Origin of the sequence: Pseudomonas sp. yb_5 (assembly GCF_043103865.1) — a bacterium.
GTDB lineage: Bacteria > Pseudomonadota > Gammaproteobacteria > Pseudomonadales > Pseudomonadaceae > Aquipseudomonas > Aquipseudomonas putida_Y.
Genome location: NZ_JBICKE010000112.1, coordinates 21408 through 38564, shown reverse-complemented (window position 1 = coordinate 38564; position 17157 = coordinate 21408). Strand labels below are relative to the sequence as shown.

Here is a 17157-nt window from a genome sequence, read left to right as displayed (position 1 = left end):
CAAGTCAAGAGAACGAGTCAACGGGCTGACCCACGGCTCTTGTCAGCTACGCTTTTCTGTATGTATAACCAGTGTCTGTTTTTGCTACCTGATGCCATCCCGTGATTGCCCATTCCGTCGACGACCCGTTCTACTACCTGCATAACTTCCGCCAGGTAGTGTCGTGGGTCGAACAGCGCTACCAGGACCTGCTCGATGACCAGGAACTGGCCTTCATCCGTGCCTTCAGTCAGTTGCAAGCGCCATCCCAGGCCTTGATGGTGCGTATGGTCATGCGCAAAGGCGAGTTGTTTCGCAGCGATCGGCTCGACTACGCCGAAATCGGCGATACCGCGCTGGCGCTGCAGCCGTTGCTGGCCCTTGGCTGGGTAAGGGAGCCCGAGCAACTGGAGCTTGAACAGCTGTTCGTGTTGCTGCGCAAAGAAGAGCTGGCCCGTTGCTTCGCCCGACAACTGAGCCGCCCGCGCGCAGCCAAGCATGAGCTGTTGGCACAGTTGCAACCCCTGGCGCTGGCGGCGCGGTCACTGGGCGAATGGTTTCCCGACAGCGAGGTGCGCATTCTGCAGTGGTGCCTGCAACCTCTGTGCGACCGCATGCGCCTGCTGTTCTTCGGCAACCTGTACCAGGACTGGTCAGACTTCGTCCTCGCCGACCTGGGCTTGCTGCGTTACGAGCAGGTACCGTTCAGCTCTGATTCTCGCGCCCTGCAGCAACGTGCCGATGTCGACTTGGCGATGGCGCTGCACCAGTGCGCCGAGCGCCTGGAGCAGGGCGGCGACCCGGTGCCGATCCTTGCCACCCTGCAGGGCCTGCACAGCGACAACCCCTGGCTGGCCCGGCGCCATGCGCGGCTGCAATTCGCCGTGGGCCAACAATGCGAGCGCCTGGGTGAATGGGACCTGGCCACGGCCGTATATGCGCAGTGCAACCATCCCCAGGCGCGCATTCGCCAGGTGAGGGTGCTGGAGCGCAGCGAACAGTGGCACCAGGCCCATGCACTGGCATTGCAACTGGCTGCGGCACCGGCCAACGCGCTGGAGGAGCAGGCGCTGCAGCGCATGCTGCCACGGCTGGCGCGCAAACTCGGCGGCCCGCCCCAGCGGCGCCAGCGCACCACGCCGCTGGAACTGATCGAGCTCGAGCTGCCCCGCGGGCATGCTGCGCTGGGCGTTGAAGAAGCCGTGCGTCAGCACCTGATGCAAGAGGGGGGGCAGGCGCATTACGTGGAGAACACGCTGTTCAACAGCCTGTTCGGCCTGTTGTGCTGGGAGGCCATCTTCGCCCCGGTGCCCGGCGCATTCTTCAACCCGTTCCAGGCCGCACCACAGGACCTGCACGACAACGACTTCCAGCAACGGCGCAGTGCACTGTTCGAGCGCTGCCTCGGGAAGCTCGACGATGGCAGCCATCGTCAGGCGATTCTCGACTGCTACGTGGCCAAACAGGGGCTGCAGTCGCCGTTCGTGTTCTGGTCCATGCTCAGCGAGGCGCTGCTGGAGCAGGCCTTGGCCTGCCTGCCGGCCGCTGCGCTCAAGCAATGTTTCCTGCGCCTGTTGCAGGACATTCGCAGCAACCGTGCCGGCATGCCCGACCTGATCCAGTTCTGGCCCGAGCAGGGCCGTTATCGCATGGTCGAGGTCAAGGGGCCTGGTGATCGCCTGCAGGACAATCAGCTGCGCTGGCTGGAGTTCTGCCGGCAACACGGCCTGCCGGTCGCGGTGTGCCACGTGCGCTGGAGCGAATCGCCTTGAGTTACAGCGTAGCGGTGCGCGCCTTGTGTGAGTTCAGTGCCAAGGTCGGCGACCTGGACCTGCGTTTCACGCCGTCGCCCACCGCCCAGGAGGGTATCGAAGGGCATCAGCGGGTAGTGGCACGGCGTGCTGCTGGCTACGAGTCGGAAATCACCCTTGAAGGCCAGTTCGAAACCCTGACGGTGAGGGGCCGTGCCGATGGCTATGACCCTGGCAGCAATCGCCTGGAAGAAATCAAGACGCACCGTGGCGATCTGGCGCGTCAACCGGCCAATCACCGTCAGTTGCACTGGGCACAGGCCAAGGTCTATGGCTGGTTGATGTGCCAGGCGCGACAACTGCCGGCCATCGAGGTGGCGCTGGTGTACCTCGACGTGGACAGCGATGGCCAGACGCTGTTCAGTGAGCACTGTTCGGCTGCCGAGTTGCGGGCCTTCTTCGAAACCCAGTGTCGGCGCTTTCTGGGCTGGGCCCGATTGCAGCAACAACGCTTGGCCGAACGTGACCAAGGCCTGCTGGCGCTGAGTTTCCCGTACCCACAGTTCCGAAAGGGACAGCGGCAGTTGGCTGAAACCTTGTACAAGGCGGTTAGCACCGGCCGTTGCCTGATGGCCCAGGCCAGCACCGGCATTGGCAAGACCCTCGGTACCTTGTTCCCGCTGCTGAAGGCCATGGTGCCGCAGCAGCTGGACAAGCTGTTTTTTCTCACCGCCAAGACACCGGGCCGGGCGCTTGCGCTGGACGCCGTGCGCCAGATCACCGATGCCACGCCGCAACCTGCCTTGCGCACGCTGGAGCTGATCGCTCGCGACAAAGCCTGTGAATACCCGGACAAGGCCTGTCATGGTGAGTCCTGCCCCTTGGCCGCAGGCTTCTATGACCGTTTGCCGGCTGCGCGCGAGGCTGCTGCAGCAGTGCCGTTGCTCGACCGCGCCAACCTGCGTGAAGTGGCCTTGGCGCACCAGGTGTGCCCGTACTACCTGGGTCAGGAGATGGCGCGCTGGGTCGACGTGCTGGTCGCCGACTACAACTACTACTTCGATGCGCATGCTTTGCTGTTCGGCCTGACCCAGCTCAACCAGTGGCGAGTGGCAGTGCTGGTGGACGAAGCGCACAACCTGGTCGAGCGTGGGCGCGGCATGTACAGCGCCAGCCTTGACCAGGGCCAGTTGCTGGCGTTGCGCCAGAGCAAACCGCCTGGGCTGGTCAGTGCGCTGGAGCGCCTCAACAGGCAATGGAACGCGTTGTATAAAGAGCAGCGTGCGCCGTACCAGGCTAGCGAGTCGCTGCCTGAAGGGCTGTTGCGCGCCCTGCAGCAGTGCGTTGGGCTGATTCAGGAGCAGATGAACCAGGCGCCCACGCACATGGACCCCCAGGTGTTGCAGTTCTATTTTCAGGCCTTGCAGTTCTGCCGGGTTGCCGAACTGTTCGACGAGCACTTTCTGTTTGACATCAGCCAGCGCCAGGGCCCGCGCAAACGGCGGCTGGCCACCCTGTGCCTGCGCAATGTCACCCCGGCACGGCTGCTGGCACCACGCATGCAGGCGGCGCGCAGTGTGACGCTGTTTTCCGCCACGTTGAGCCCACGGCACTTCTACAGCGACCTGCTGGGCATGCCAGCCGATACCGCCTGGCTGGAAGTGGCCGCCCCGTTCCGTGCCGAACAGCTGGAAGTGCGCATTGCCAGCCAGGTGTCCACCCGTTACCAGCAGCGCCAAGCCTCCCTGGCGCCGATCGTTGACCTGATTGCCCGGCAGTATCAGCGCATGCCGGGTAACTACCTGGCGTTCTTCAGCAGCTTCGAATACCTGCAACAGGTGGCAGGGTTGTTGGCCGAGCGGCATGGTCAGATTCCGCTGTGGGCACAGGCGCCGGGCATGGACGAGGCGGCCCGTCAGGCATTTCTCGATCGCTTTGTCGCCGATGGCCGAGGTGTGGGCTTTGCCGTATTGGGCGGTGCTTTCGGCGAAGGGGTGGATTTACCCGGCACGCGGCTGATTGGCGCGTTTGTCGCCACCCTGGGGCTGCCTCAGGTCAACCCGGTCAACGAGCAGTTCAAACAGCGCCTGGGGCGGCAATTTGGTGCGGGTTTCGATTACGCGTATCTCTACCCGGGCGTGCGCAAGGTTATCCAGGCGGCGGGCCGGGTTATTCGGGGTGACCAGGACCGGGGCGTACTGGTGCTGATTGACGAACGCTTCGCCGAGCCCCGGGTGCAGCAGATGTTTCCCGACTGGTGGCCGGTGGCTATTATCTAGCGGTCTTTGCCTTGGGCGATCAGCTGCAATCGGGAGGGTGACCAATCCACTCATGCTGGCACACCGCTGCAAGGCGGCCCAGCCGCGTCAACCGGGCATTCCATCTGCCCGGGGCCGCAGCAGGATCGGCAGGTAATGGCGCAGGAACAGCAACAGCGCCAGGCTCCAGCACAGTGTAGAAACGCTTACCCCCCGCGATGTGAACAGCGGCAGAATCACCCGGGTCAGGGTCGCCAGTTGCATCAGGGCAAAGGCCCAGGCAATGCTGGTCGGTACCTGCAATGGCCTGCCGGTGTGGCCCAGGCTGACCCGCGCCATCATGGCCAGGATCAGCCCGGTCATGGCGCCAACGGTTAGCGCGTGGGTCACCAGGCTCGGGCTCAGGGCCACCCCGCTGTGCCACAGCGCCATGCCCAGGCAGGCCAGGGCGATCCAGGCGTAGGCCAGGTGCAGCGACCACAGCAACGGTACGCGCCACAGGCCACGGTCGTGCCACAGCACCAGTCGGGTCGCGTGCAGCGCGAACAAGGCGAAAAACAGCACCGCCAGACTTGCTTGTGGTGTATCGGCCAGGCCGGTGGCGAACGCCAGCGGTACTGCCACGCTGAGCAACAGACAGGCACGGTCCAGCCAGGGACGGGCAGGGGCTGCGCCAAGGTTACCCAGGCCGCGGCGGGTAAAGAACGGAATGACCCGGCCGCCGAGCACGGTCATCATCGCCGTCACCAGCCACAGCCCGGCAAATATACCGCGACGCTGCCACCGTTCGTCCTGGTGTAACCAGCCGGCCAAGGTCAACCACTGGCAGGCGGCAATCAACAGCACCAGTACGACGATAGGGTAGTTGTTGCGCAGGCGCCGTTGCACGATCGGTCGTGCCAGGGTCAGTGCCACCAATGGCAGGAAGCTGCCCTCGACCAGTACCAGCACGCTACCCGGTAGTGGCAGAAACCAGCTCACCCGGCCCAGCAGCCAAAGCAGGAACAAGCCCTGCAGCGCCCGCCCGCTCAAGCCCGGGATGCCGCTCCAGCTCTGTACGGCGGTCAGCAGAAAACCCGCGATAACGGCGGTGGCGAAGCCGTAAAGCATCTCGTGGCGGTGCCAGGCGAGCATACTGCCGGGCGGGGCAGGGGGAAGTACCCCGGCCAGTACGCCGGCCCACAACAGCAGGGCGATCAGCGCAAACAAACTGCCACCCAGGAAGAACGGGCGAAAACCCAAACCCCAGACGGCTTGGCGCGGGCGTGAAGCAGTGGGTTGCAAGAGCATGGGCGGTCCTTGGTTCGTTCAGTAGGCCTCAATTGGGGTAAGATCACGATCCGTGCCAGTTGCAAAGCCCTTGAATATCAAGGTGATGGCACTTCCCAGGGTCCGAATGACACGCGCGTTTTGCAGTCATTCGGACTAGCTTGTATGTCGTTTTGACTTGCTTCAGGGTTCGCCTGGTTCAGTGCCGGCTGACGCTTCGCTACAGGATTCACGTTTTGTCCGACCTCTCGAAAAATCCGCTGCTGCAGTACATGGCCCGTCTGGCCCCATCCAGCCAGCAAACCATGCGCTACATTCTTCAGGACGCCGCCGACCGGCTAGGTTTCGTCGACTGCAACATCGTCGATGTGCCTTGGCATCGGCTCGAGCCGGGCCATGTGATTGCACTGGTGGCTGCCCTGCGTGCTGATGGCTACGCGCCCAACAGCTCGTCGCTGTACGTCAACGCGATTCGCGGGGTGATGAACGAGGCCTGGCGTCAGGGCCTGATCGACCACGAGCAGCTGTTGCGCATTCGCGAGGTCAAGCCGGCCACAGGCTCCCGTCTGCCGCCAGGGCGCAACCTGCGCCGCAGCCTGATCCGCGAGCTGATGGATGTGTGCGCAGCCGACCCGCGGCCACAGGGGGTACGTGATGCGGCGATCATTGCCTTGCTGTACGGCACCGGCATGCGCAAGTCGGAGTCGGTCGACATCGACCTCGACCAGGTCGACTTCGAGGCGCGCAGCCTGCAGGTAGTGGGCAAGGGCAATCACCAGTTGGTCAAGTATGCACCGCCGTGGGCGTTCGAGAAGCTGCAGGCGTGGCTTGAACTGCGCCGCCAGGACCTGCCTGCCGGGGCGGAGGATGACCCGTTTTTGTTCAACCGCATCCGTCGCGGCAGCCACATTACCCGTGCGCGCATTACCAAGCATGCGATCTACTACATTGCTCGCCAGCGCGGTGCGCAGGTGGGAGTGAAGATCATGCCGCACGATTTTCGCCGTGCATTCATCACCCGGGTGATCGAAGAGCACGACCTGTCGATTGCGCAGAAGCTGGCGCACCATGCCAATATCCAGACCACGGCCATCTATGACCGGCGTGATGACAATGAGCGTCGGCGTGCCGTTGACCGCTTCGATTACTGAGGTCTGATCTTTAGGGGCTGCAAAGCTGCCCCATTTTCACGGGTGCCGGCACCGAAACAGGGCCGGCGCACGCCCCCGCTTTGTGCGCCATCCCCCCGTATGCCCGATGCCAGAGCGGCCGCAGCATAAGTTTCATCATCCTTCACCTGCGGAGTTGGCCCGCAACCTGCTATATCCAGCCTGCGAATTTGATCGAGTGGTCAGGCCGTGCGCGCTGGCAGGCGCCCGCGCCGGACCCTCTAAACGGCCAGCAGGCCACGGATTTCAGGGGCCGCAGGATGTCGCTCGCGGAGCAGATCGAACAACAACAAGACGATGCAGGCTGGAGTGCTCACCTGCAGTTGCGCTTTGTGCAGCGTGACAGCGTGACCCGCCTTGGTGCGTGGAAGCATTTTGGACCTCTTTTGGTGCAGCGGCCTTTCTATCCGGAGGGTGCGCCGTGCCATGTCTATGTCTTGCACCCGCCGGGCGGCATCGTCGCCGGCGACCGCCTGGAACTGGATATTCACCTGGAGCCGGGTAGCCATGCGCTGCTGACCATGCCCGGCGCCAGCAAGTTCTATCGCAGCATTGGCCCGACCGCGCGGTTGGCCCAGCGCTTTCACCTGGCCGCGGGCAGCACCCTGGAGTGGCTGCCACAGGACAGCATCTTCTTCTCCGGCGCCCGCGCCAGCCTCGCCAGCCGTTTTACCCTCGAGCCGGGCGCCCGCCTGTTGGCTTGGGAAACCCTGTGCCTGGGCCGCCCGGTCATGCAAGAGCGTTTCGACCACGGCGCCCTCGACAGCCTTTTGCACATCGTACTGCCTGACGAGGTTGGCCTGCATGAGCGCCTGCGTCTCGAGGGCGGGCACCTGGACAAGCTGGGTGGGCATCCGCTACTCGCCACTTTCTGTGCCGCACCGGCCGATCAGGCCGTGCTGGAGCAGGTTCGCCCGCTACTCGATGAACTGGGCAACCCGGCCGGTGCGACCCTGCTCGGGTCGTTGCTGGTGATCCGCCTGCTCGACCATGACAACCAACACCTGCAACGCACCCTGCAACGCCTCTGGCATGTGCTGCGTCCGGCCATCCTCGGCCTGCCCGCCTGCCCGCCGCGTATCTGGGCTACCTGAGAGAGCGCCATGGAGCTTACCCCGAGAGAGAAAGACAAACTGCTGCTGTTCACTGCCGCGCTGCTGGCGGAGCGGCGTCTGGCCCGTGGCCTGAAGCTCAACTACCCGGAGGCCGTGGCGCTGATCAGCGCCGCAGTGCTCGAAGGCGCCCGCGATGGCCGCACAGTCGCCGAACTGATGAGCCTGGGGCGCGAAGTGCTGACCCGTGAGCAGGTGATGCCCGGTATCGCTGAAATGCTTCACGACGTGCAGGTCGAAGCGACCTTCCCGGATGGCACCAAGTTGGTGACCGTGCATGACCCCATCGTCTGAAACCGCCAAGGAGCGTTGCATGATCCCAGGTGAAATCCAGGTCGCCGCGGGCGACATCGAGTTGAACAGTGGCCGAGAAACGGTCAGCGTCAGCGTGGCCAACCATGGCGATCGGCCGGTGCAGGTCGGCTCGCACTACCACTTCTACGAGGTCAACGACGCGCTGGTGTTCGACCGTGCGCCCACCTTGGGCTTTCGCCTGGACATTCCGGCCGGCACTGCCGTGCGCTTCGAGCCGGGTCAGGCGCGTACCGTGCAACTGGTGGCTTACGCCGGCAAGCGTGAGGTCTATGGTTTTCAGGGCAAGGTGATGGGCGCGCTGGAGGGTAGGGCATGAGCCGTATTTCCCGTCAGGCCTATGCCGACATGTTCGGGCCCACGGTTGGCGACCGCGTGCGCCTGGCCGACACTGCGTTGTGGGTGGAGGTCGAGAAAGACTTCACCATCTACGGCGAAGAGGTGAAGTTCGGCGGCGGCAAGGTCATTCGCGATGGCATGGGGCAGGGCCAGATGCTGGCGGCCGAGGCCATGGACCTGGTATTGACCAATGCGCTGATCATCGACCACTGGGGCATCGTCAAAGCCGACATCGGCATCAAGCATGGACGCATCGCGCTGATCGGCAAGGCCGGCAACCCCGATGTGCAGCCGGGCGTGAACGTGCCGGTCGGGCCAGGGACCGAGGTGATTGCGGCCGAGGGCAAGATCGTCACCGCCGGAGGTGTCGATTCGCATATCCACTTCATTTGCCCGCAACAGGTGGACGAGGCATTGAACAGCGGTGTCACCACGTTCATCGGCGGCGGAACCGGGCCGGCCACCGGCACCAATGCCACCACCTGCACGCCCGGGCCTTGGTACCTTGCGCGCATGCTGCAGGCTGCCGACAGCTTGCCGATCAACATCGGATTGCTCGGCAAGGGCAATGCCTCGCAGCCTGAAGCGCTGCGCGAGCAGATTGCCGCAGGTGCTGTCGGGCTCAAACTGCATGAAGACTGGGGCTCTACGCCAGCGGCCATCGACTGCTGCCTGGGCGTGGCCGAGGAAATGGATATCCAGGTGGCGATTCACACCGACACCCTCAACGAGTCGGGCTGTATCGAAGACACGTTGGCGGCCATCGGCGACCGCACCATCCACACCTTCCATACCGAAGGAGCCGGTGGCGGCCATGCCCCGGACATCATCCGTGCGGCGGGGCAGGCAAACGTGCTGCCATCCTCGACCAACCCGACCCTGCCTTACACGATCAACACCGTGGACGAGCACCTGGACATGCTCATGGTCTGTCACCACCTGGACCCGAGCATCGCCGAGGACGTGGCCTTTGCCGAGTCACGCATTCGCCGCGAAACCATCGCTGCCGAGGACATCCTTCACGACATGGGCGCCTTTGCCATGACCTCGTCCGACTCCCAGGCCATGGGCCGGGTTGGTGAGGTGGTGCTGCGCACCTGGCAGGTGGCGCACCAGATGAAGTTGCGCCGCGGGCCGCTGGCACCAGACACCCCTTACAGCGACAACTTCCGGGTCAAACGTTACATCGCCAAGTACACCATCAATCCGGCATTGACCCATGGCATCGGTCACGAGGTGGGTTCGGTGGAGGTCGGCAAGCTGGCCGACCTGGTGCTGTGGTCGCCAGCGTTCTTTGCGGTCAAGCCGGCCCTGGTGCTCAAGGGCGGGATGATCGTTACCGCGCCAATGGGCGACATCAACGGCTCCATCCCCACGCCCCAGCCGGTGCACTATCGGCCGATGTTCGGCGCGCTGGGTGCGGCGCGGCATGCCACACGCATGACATTCCTGCCTCAGGCGGCAATGGACCGCGGGCTGGCCGAGGAGCTGAACCTGCGCAGCCTGATTGGCGTGGTCAACGGCTGTCGGCGGGTACGCAAGCCGGACATGGTCCACAACACCCTGCAGCCGCTGATCGAAGTCGATGCGCAGACCTATCAGGTGCGTGCCGATGGCGAGCTGCTGGTCTGCGAACCGGCCAGCGAACTGCCGCTGGCTCAGCGCTATTTCCTGTTCTGAGGAGCACCCATGATTGTCTTGAACCGCCGTATCTCCGAACCCGGCACGCGGGTTGTCAGTGGCACTGTGACCCTTGATGTGGACAGCCGTATCAAAAGCCGCCTGCGAGTAACTCTGGACGATGGCCGCGAAGCCGGGCTGATGCTGGAGCGCGGTCACCTGCTGCGCGGAGGTGAATTACTGGCCGATGCCGAGGGCACTCAGCTGATCCGCGTGTTGGCGGCGCCCGAAGCGGTGTCGACGGTGCGCTGTACCGATCCACACCTGTTGGCCCGCGCCGCCTACCACTTGGGTAACCGCCATGTGCCGCTGCAGATCGAACCCGGCCTGCTGCGCTTCCAGCACGACCATGTGCTGGACGACATGCTGCGGGGGTTGGGCCTGACGGTAGAGGCCGAACAGGCCCCGTTCGAGCCTGAAGCGGGTGCCTACCAAAGTGCACCGCATGGCCACAGCCACAGTCATGCCCATGGCCACGACCACCCGTTCGTTCGCCTGCCTGCCCATTCCTGAACTGCCCTGGAGCAACCGATGAAAAAGACTTTCGCCCTGTTTCTGTTGATGCTGGCACTGCCAGCCTTCGCCCATCCAGGCCATGACAGCAACCCGCTGCAGGACGGCCTGCTGCACCCGCTGACCGGGCTCGATCACCTGCTGATGCTACTGGGCACCGGCGTGCTCGCCGCGTTGACCCGGCGCAACCTGACGTTGCCCCTGGCTACCCTGGCGGCCATGTTCGGTGGTGCCGTGTGCGGTCACCTGTTCGGCGATGTGCTGGGCATGGAGACCCTGATTGCCGTTTCGCTGCTGGTGGCTGCCGGGGCGGTGCTGCTGCCGAGCCGCCAGTTGCTGCTGGCCATGGCCATGCCGGTGTTCGCCTTGTTCCATGGCTGGGCCCATGGTGTGGAAGCTACGCCGAGCGCTTTCTGGCAATTCAGCGCGGGGTTTGTCGCGGTCAGCGGCTTGCTGCTGGCGGCAGGCTTTGCAATCGGTTGCCTGCTGCGCCGCCACAGCGGCCTGCAGAAGGCCTTTGGCGGTGGCCTGTTGGCCGGCGCCGCGCTGGTGCTGGCCGGTTGATGAACAGCGACCTGGCGCTGCTGCGCCTGCTGCAGTTGGCCAGCCCCGGCTTGCCGGTGGGTGGTTTCACCTATTCGCAAGGCCTGGAGTGGGCGGTCGAGGCCGGCTGGGTTCGCGGCGTGGACAGCTTTGCCAGCTGGCAGCGTGAGCAGGTTCACGACACCTTGGCTTGCCTTGACTGGCCAGTATTGGCACGTCTGTACCACGCCTGCCAGGCCGAGGACGCCGAAGCGTTCTACCACTGGAGCCGGTTCTTGCTGGCCAACCGCGAAACCGCCGAGTTGCGCCTGGAAGAACAGCAGCGCGGCGCGGCGCTGGCGCGGTTGCTCGACGGTTGGCAACTGGGCCAGGCACCGGCCTGGCGCACCAGCCTTGAGCTGACCCAGTTGGGCGGCATGGCCTGGCTGGCCGCGCACTGGGCCATCCCGTTGCGCCAACTGGCTTTGGGCCATGGCTTTGCCTGGCTGGAGGGCGCAGTCATGGCCGGGGTCAAGCTGGTGCCGTTCGGCCAGCAGGCTGCCCAGACCTTGCTGCGCGACCTCGGTGCCGACTTGCCCGCTGCACTGGACCAGGCACTGGCCCTGGGCGATGACCAGCTCGGCGGCGGCCTGCCGCTGCTGGCCATCGCCTCATCGCGTCACGAAACCCAATACACCCGTTTGTTCCGTTCCTGAGGACTGCCTTCATGCAAAGCTATCAACAACCCCTGCGCATCGGTGTCGGCGGCCCGGTCGGCTCTGGCAAGACCGCACTGCTGGAAGCGCTGTGCAAGGCCATGCGAGATCACTACCAGATTGCCGTGGTCACCAACGACATCTATACCAAGGAAGACCAGCGTATTCTCACCGAGGCCGGCGCCCTTGAGCCGGAGCGCATCGTCGGTGTGGAGACCGGCGGCTGCCCGCACACGGCCATTCGTGAAGACGCGTCGATGAACCTGGCGGCGGTCGAGGCGCTGGCGCGCAAGTTCGGTAACCTCGAAGTCATTTTCGTGGAAAGTGGCGGTGACAACCTCAGCGCCACGTTCAGCCCGGAGCTGGCCGACTTGACCATCTACGTGATCGACGTGGCCGAGGGCGAGAAGATCCCGCGCAAGGGCGGCCCAGGCATTACCAAGTCTGACTTTCTGGTGATCAACAAGACCGATCTGGCGCCTTATGTAGGTGCTTCACTGGATGTGATGGAGCGCGACACCCAGCGCATGCGGCCGCAGCGGCCCTGGACCTTCAGCAACCTGAAGAAGGGCGAGGGGTTGCAGGCGGTGATCGATTTTATCGTCGAGCGCGGGATGCTGGGTGTGCGAGCCTGACAGATCGAGGTCTCTTTGCGCTCATGCCCGCGAAGAAACCAACGCAGTGGATGGCACCGGCTCCGCCGGTGTTCGCGGGTGAACCCGCTCCTACGATGGCCTGTGTCCCTCCGGTGTGCGTCCGTCACCGATCAGGCGTAGGAGCGGGTTTACCCGCGAATACGGTGGCGGCGGCAACGGTGAACGGCCAGGGATATTGGCCAGCAGGCCGGGCCCTTTCGCGGGTGAACCCGCTCCTACGATGGCCTGTGTCCCTCCGGTGTGCGCCCGTCACCGATCAGGCGTAGGAGCGGGTTTACCCGCGAATACGGTGGCGGCGGCAACGGGTGCCTGCTTTCGCTGGTGCTCATGGTGCTGTCTCCTCGCTGGGGGATTCACACCTTGGTCGAGTAAGGCCAGGTCGAATCGACAGGCACCGGTGGCCGGGCGATGAGCGGTACCGGCTCATCCCGAGTGGGCGATATGCCCCTCGGCCAGTTCATCGGCGCCGTCATCCTCGCCAGGCAGGGCGGTGATCACGCTGAAATCGCTGACTTCTACCTTGCCGCCGCCATAGCCCAGCAAATGGAAGGAAAACGCCTTGCGCTCGGTCGGGTTGTCGAAGCTGAACTCCATCTCCAGGGGCGCGTCGGCGGTGACCTTTACCTCTTCTGGCAGGCCTAACGGCACGTCCTGTTCCAACTGCTTGGCCTTGAGCCGTATATAGGCCGCACGTTTGGGATCCAGCGAGCGTACCTTGACCCGCACGCGGGTGTGCGAGCCTCCAGGCATTTCCAGGTACTGGGCGCCAATCAGGTTGTCGGCCCAGTCATCGTGAATGCGCTTGCGCAACTTGATCGGCGAAGGGCCGCCGAACTGGTAACGCAGGTTGAGCGGGGTTTGCAGCAGGGATTGGTCGAGCACCCCGACCAGGGCGCCGATCTGCTGGCCCAGCAGGCTGTCGGCCGGACCGAGGTAGCGGGCCTGGTCGGCGATGAAACCTTCACTGGCATAACGCCGGCAGCGCTGCTGGAAGTCACATTCGGTGAACAGGCCCTGGCCGTTGTGGTAGCGCAGCATGCCGTTGGTGTAGGAGATCATTTCGCGGCCGTTGTCGTAGTCGCGGTACAACGAGCGGCCGCCAAGCGCGACAGGAATGGGCAGTGCGAAGTAGTCGAGCAGCGAGGTGGCCAGGTCGATATGGCCGTAAGTGCCGTGCTTGATGGTTGGCAGTTGGGCCTGCTCCGGCGCCAGGGTAAGGTTGAAGCCCCAGGACGAGGCCAGGCGCACGCCATCAATGCCGTGGGACTCGTCGGAAGTCAGCACCACCAGTGTGTCCTTGAGGACGCCCTGGCGCTCGAGGTTGTCAAGAAATGCCCCGACCGCGTCATCCAGATAGGCGACCGCTGCCTGTTTCGGTGTGTCGTAGCGCTTGAGGTACTCGGCCGGCGCCGAATAGGGCTGGTGGGTGCCCACGGTGAGCAGCGTCAGCATCCAGGGCTTGTCCTGCTTCTGCAACTGGCCGACATAGCGCAGGGCGCCTTCGAAGAAAGCGCGGTCATCCTTGCCCCATGGGAAGTTCAGGTAGTTCTTGTTGCTGAACCACTCCTGGCCATGCACCGAATCGAAACCGATGTGCGGCATGATGCGGTCTTTGGCCATGAAGCGCAGGCCCGCGCCTTGCAGGTAGTGGGTGGTGAAACCGGCCTGGCGCAATTGTGCCGGCAGGCAGGCCTGGTTGCGTGCGTTCTGGGTCAGCAGTTCCACGCCCTTGGGCGTGCCATTGGCCAGCTTGTCGTAATCGCCGCACAGCATCGCATACAGGCCACGGATGGTCTGGTGGGTGTGCAGCACGTAGTCTGGGGTGTTCATGCCCCGCTCGGCCCACTTGCTGAGCCTGGGCATCAAGTCCTCATTGAAACGGCTGTTCAGCGCCTGGCGGTTAGGCCGCAGGTAGGCGCCCGGGATGCCTTCCATGGTAATCACCAGCAGGTTGCGGGCGCTTCCCGGGCCGGCAAGCAGCCTTTGCCCATGCAGGTCGGATTGAGTCAGGCCGCTGCTGGCGAGCGGGGTGAAGGTTTGCGTGCGGCCCATCCAGCCTTCGACCTGGCGTTGCAGGTTACCGACCCCGGCAGACATCAACTGGTGGGGGAGGTTGTATTGCCGCCACTGGTCGGCATCGGAAGGTAGCAACTGCTGGCTGCCCCAGTGCGTGCCAAACAGCAGTACGGGTATGGCCCAGGCCTTGTGCGGCAGTGGCTGGCTGGCCTGTGCACGGCTGCGCCATGCGAAGGCCAGCCAGGCCAGCAAGCCGCCACCCAGAGCCCAGGGCAGCCAGGCATGGGCCAGGCTGCCACCGGTCGAATTCTCCATGAACTGCGGGTCGACCAGGTAGTTCAGGTCGGCGCTGGTGGGCAGTCGGCCCACTGCGCTCACCAGTTCGGCCGAGGCCACCCACAGCGCCGCCCAGGCCAGCAGCACGGGCAACGCAAGCCACCACGGCCTGCGGTGTAGCAGCACGATCAACAGGCTGCCGAGGGCGAGGTCTGACAGGTAACCGAACGGGTTGGACCAACCCAGCATGGCGCGCGTACCCAGTGGGATCACCAACACCAGGGCCGCCAAAGCGGTAAGCCGGGTGCGTGGGTGGTCGGACAGGCTCTTCACAAAAACTTCCCTTTTGCCATTAAATCGTCATGCAACTGTGCTTGATGATAACAGGGCAGGGCAGGGAAGGCGGTCGATTACAAGGTTGGTAACCAAAGCCGGGGTCGTTCGCACAGCCCCGGCCGATGGCAACTATCAGAAGTAATAAGGGAATTTCAGGCTGAAAGAAAAGTCCGGTGCGTCATCGGTCAGACCAATGGACAGGTTGGGCACGATGGTCAGGTTGTCGGTGGCGGCGAAGGTCATGCCGATGTTGAAGTTGGCCGCGTTGTAATCGCTGTTGGAGATCGATTGCCAGTCGCCGCCATCAGGTTTGATCTTGCTCTTGCGGGCGAACTGGTCGGATACCGAGAACGACATGCTCATCTTTTCGTTCAGGGCAAAGGCGATGCCGCCGCCAATCTGCCACGAGTCACCAAGCTTGACGTCACCCGGCACCTTGCTGTTCACCTGCGGACTGATGTCGCTGAACGAGTCTTGCATGTTGTAGGTGTAGGACAGGCTGCCGAACAGCACAGCCGGGTCGAAGGTCTTGACCAGCGAGATGCCCGGTGTGATCGACCATACACCGTTGCCAGTCGGTAGGCTTTCCGGTACCGCGAGGTTGTTGTTGCCATCCACCTCACGCAGTTTGATGCCATAGGGGTCCTTGCCGGTCGGTGCCTTTATTCGCAGGGTGGCCACTGCGTCCGGCCAGGTTTCGTCCTCGTCGAGGAATTTATAGGCCACCCCAACGTTGATATCGCCGATTTCCGGGTCGCGGGTCACGCTGGCATCGGAGGTGGTTGCCCCGGCCCCTCCCGCACCGCCAGACGAGTAGGTGGACTCGCGGTAGACCACGGGGACGTTGATATCGAACTGCCAGCGCTGTGCCAGGTTATAGCGCGCGGTCATGTCCAGGGTCCAGTTGTCAGCCTTGATCCGGTCGAGGTTGATGCTGCCGAGGAAGATCGAGTCCAGTGCCAGAAAGCCATTGAGGGTCAGCGCACGGGTATCGTAATGGGTATAGGTGAGGCCGGTTTCGAAGCTGAACTTGCCCCCGCCAAAGAATCCGCTGGCTTCGTCATACAGGTTGGTAACGCTTTGCGCCGGCTGGGAGTCGGCCGTCAGTGCCTGACCGTAGGAGCTACCTGAAGTGCCCGGTGCCCCAGAGGCAACGGTTTGCGCACCTTTTACCCCCTCGGCGGGAGACTTGACCAGACGTCTGGGTTGCGTTGCTGCAGGGGCCTCTTCGACCTGGCGTACACGTTGTTCCAGCACCATCAGTGCCTGTTGCTGTGCCTCATAGCGGCGTTTGAGTTCAGTCAGTTCCTGTTTCAGCGCTTCGACCTGTGGGTCAGCGGCTGCGTAAAGTGCTGTGGCTGGGGCCAAGGCAGTCAAGCACACAAAAGCTCTGAGCGTAAAAGATCGGTACATGGAGTTGCCGTCCCTTCCAACTACTTTCGATGAGACTGAGCGTAGATCAGTATCCGAAGGTGCGAAGACCTTTGAGCTGGTCGAGGCTACCGCTGAGCGAAGCCGCTGTCGGCACGCTCTCACGCATGACAACGTTCAGACTGGTGACGTTGTTGACCAGGTTACCGTTGCCGAGCAGCGTCGAATTCTGCAGCAGGCCACCCTGGGCCAGGCGTTGCACGCTGCTGCCCTGGTTGTTGCTGGCATTGATGTTGAGCTGCACGCCCACACCGCTGGAAGACACACTGAGTGCGCCGGCGCCATTTTCCCCAACCAGGGTCTGGCCGGCGGCCAGTACCTGGCCGTGCTGTTGTACGGCGGGGGCCTGGTTGGCTTTGGTCACGTTGATATCGACGTTGTTGTAAGCGGCGTTGTTGTCACCGGCTGCACGCACCACCTGGGTCACACCTTCGGTGGTGGTCAGGCCGTTGCCGCCCGTTACCACGCCAGTCCCGGCAGCAGAAGCGCTGCTCGGCGCCTTACCTGCGCCTTTTTTATCAATCATCGATACATAGAACTGGGGCTTGATGGTCGATTGCTGAACCTGCAGCGTGGACGTTGCCCCGATCACATCCCCTTTGGCATTTTGCCAGGTGCTGGACATGATGATACCGAAGCTCACGATTCGTCCGGGCATCACATAGCGGCCCCGCAGGTTCGCCAGCTCCTGGTCCTTCAGTTCGATGGGTTTGAATGTCTCTGCGTGACTGGGCAGGCTGGCTGCCAGACAGACCATGGCCAACCACAATGAAGTCTTCATGAAATGCTCCCTGGAGCATCATGCTCCTTGTCATTAGAACA

General features: G+C 63.6%; 15 protein-coding genes. 11 read left to right on the top strand and 4 right to left on the bottom strand.

The window, feature by feature from the left end; genetic code table 11:
* Positions 1–101 precede the first annotated feature (101 nt).
* The gene (locus ACF8GF_RS20820; protein WP_392487938.1) at positions 102–1751 is read left to right on the top strand and encodes a VRR-NUC domain-containing protein; all 1650 of its coding nucleotides are present in this window, start codon (positions 102–104) and stop codon (positions 1749–1751) included.
* A complete protein-coding gene (locus tag ACF8GF_RS20815; RefSeq protein WP_176684021.1) occupies positions 1748–4009 on the top strand; it encodes an ATP-dependent DNA helicase in 2262 nt (753 codons plus the stop codon). The genes ACF8GF_RS20820 and ACF8GF_RS20815 overlap by 4 nt, the downstream gene beginning before the upstream one ends.
* Positions 4010–4096: 87 nt before the next feature.
* Here the strand turns inward: ACF8GF_RS20815 and ACF8GF_RS20810 are convergent, their stop codons facing one another.
* Positions 4097–5278 carry an NnrS family protein gene (locus ACF8GF_RS20810; protein ID WP_392487937.1) on the bottom strand — a complete coding sequence of 394 codons (1182 nt, stop codon included), beginning with the start codon at positions 5276–5278 and terminating at the stop codon, positions 4097–4099.
* A gap of 215 nt (positions 5279–5493) precedes the next feature.
* Here ACF8GF_RS20810 and xerC point away from each other — a divergent pair, with 215 nt between their 5' ends.
* The 9 genes from xerC (at position 5494) to ureG (ending at position 12255) form a co-directional block, all read left to right on the top strand.
* Positions 5494–6408, top strand: a complete 915-nt coding sequence (gene xerC / locus ACF8GF_RS20805; RefSeq protein ID WP_021782337.1) for a tyrosine recombinase XerC — start codon at positions 5494–5496, stop codon at positions 6406–6408.
* 278 nt (positions 6409–6686) lie between these two features.
* On the top strand, positions 6687–7520 hold the full coding sequence (locus ACF8GF_RS20800) for an urease accessory protein UreD (RefSeq protein ID WP_392487936.1): 834 nt from the start codon (positions 6687–6689) through the stop codon (positions 7518–7520).
* 9 nt (positions 7521–7529) lie between these two features.
* A complete protein-coding gene (locus ACF8GF_RS20795; protein WP_003253929.1) occupies positions 7530–7832 on the top strand; it encodes an urease subunit gamma in 303 nt (100 codons plus the stop codon).
* A 19-nt stretch (positions 7833–7851) separates the two neighbouring features.
* A complete protein-coding gene (locus ACF8GF_RS20790) occupies positions 7852–8169 on the top strand; it encodes an urease subunit beta (protein ID WP_010953752.1) in 318 nt (105 codons plus the stop codon).
* Complete coding sequence (gene ureC / locus ACF8GF_RS20785) at positions 8166–9869, top strand: urease subunit alpha (protein ID WP_339443558.1); 1704 nt, start codon at positions 8166–8168, stop codon at positions 9867–9869. The genes ACF8GF_RS20790 and ureC overlap by 4 nt, the downstream gene beginning before the upstream one ends.
* 9 nt (positions 9870–9878) lie before the next feature.
* Positions 9879–10382: an urease accessory protein UreE gene (gene ureE / locus ACF8GF_RS20780; protein WP_021782340.1), complete on the top strand. Its 504-nt coding sequence runs from the start codon at positions 9879–9881 to the stop codon at positions 10380–10382.
* Between the two features lie 18 nt (positions 10383–10400).
* Complete coding sequence (locus ACF8GF_RS20775; protein WP_021782341.1) at positions 10401–10946, top strand: HupE/UreJ family protein; 546 nt, start codon at positions 10401–10403, stop codon at positions 10944–10946.
* Positions 10946–11620 carry an urease accessory protein UreF gene (locus ACF8GF_RS20770; RefSeq protein ID WP_176684017.1) on the top strand — a complete coding sequence of 225 codons (675 nt, stop codon included), beginning with the start codon at positions 10946–10948 and terminating at the stop codon, positions 11618–11620. The genes ACF8GF_RS20775 and ACF8GF_RS20770 overlap by 1 nt, the downstream gene beginning before the upstream one ends.
* An 11-nt stretch (positions 11621–11631) precedes the next feature.
* The gene (gene ureG / locus ACF8GF_RS20765; RefSeq protein ID WP_176684016.1) at positions 11632–12255 is read left to right on the top strand and encodes an urease accessory protein UreG; all 624 of its coding nucleotides are present in this window, start codon (positions 11632–11634) and stop codon (positions 12253–12255) included.
* Positions 12256–12699: 444 nt separating this feature from the next.
* Here ureG and ACF8GF_RS20760 read toward each other — a convergent pair whose 3' ends face one another.
* The 3 genes from ACF8GF_RS20760 to ACF8GF_RS20750 form a co-directional block, all read right to left on the bottom strand.
* Entirely contained in the window at positions 12700–14901 is a 2202-nt protein-coding gene (locus ACF8GF_RS20760; protein WP_176684015.1) for an LTA synthase family protein, read from the bottom strand.
* 135 nt (positions 14902–15036) lie between these two features.
* On the bottom strand, positions 15037–16317 hold the full coding sequence (locus tag ACF8GF_RS20755) for a hypothetical protein (RefSeq protein WP_176684014.1): 1281 nt from the start codon (positions 16315–16317) through the stop codon (positions 15037–15039).
* A gap of 46 nt (positions 16318–16363) precedes the next feature.
* A complete protein-coding gene (locus ACF8GF_RS20750) occupies positions 16364–17116 on the bottom strand; it encodes a hypothetical protein (RefSeq protein ID WP_176684013.1) in 753 nt (250 codons plus the stop codon).
* Positions 17117–17157 lie beyond the last annotated feature (41 nt).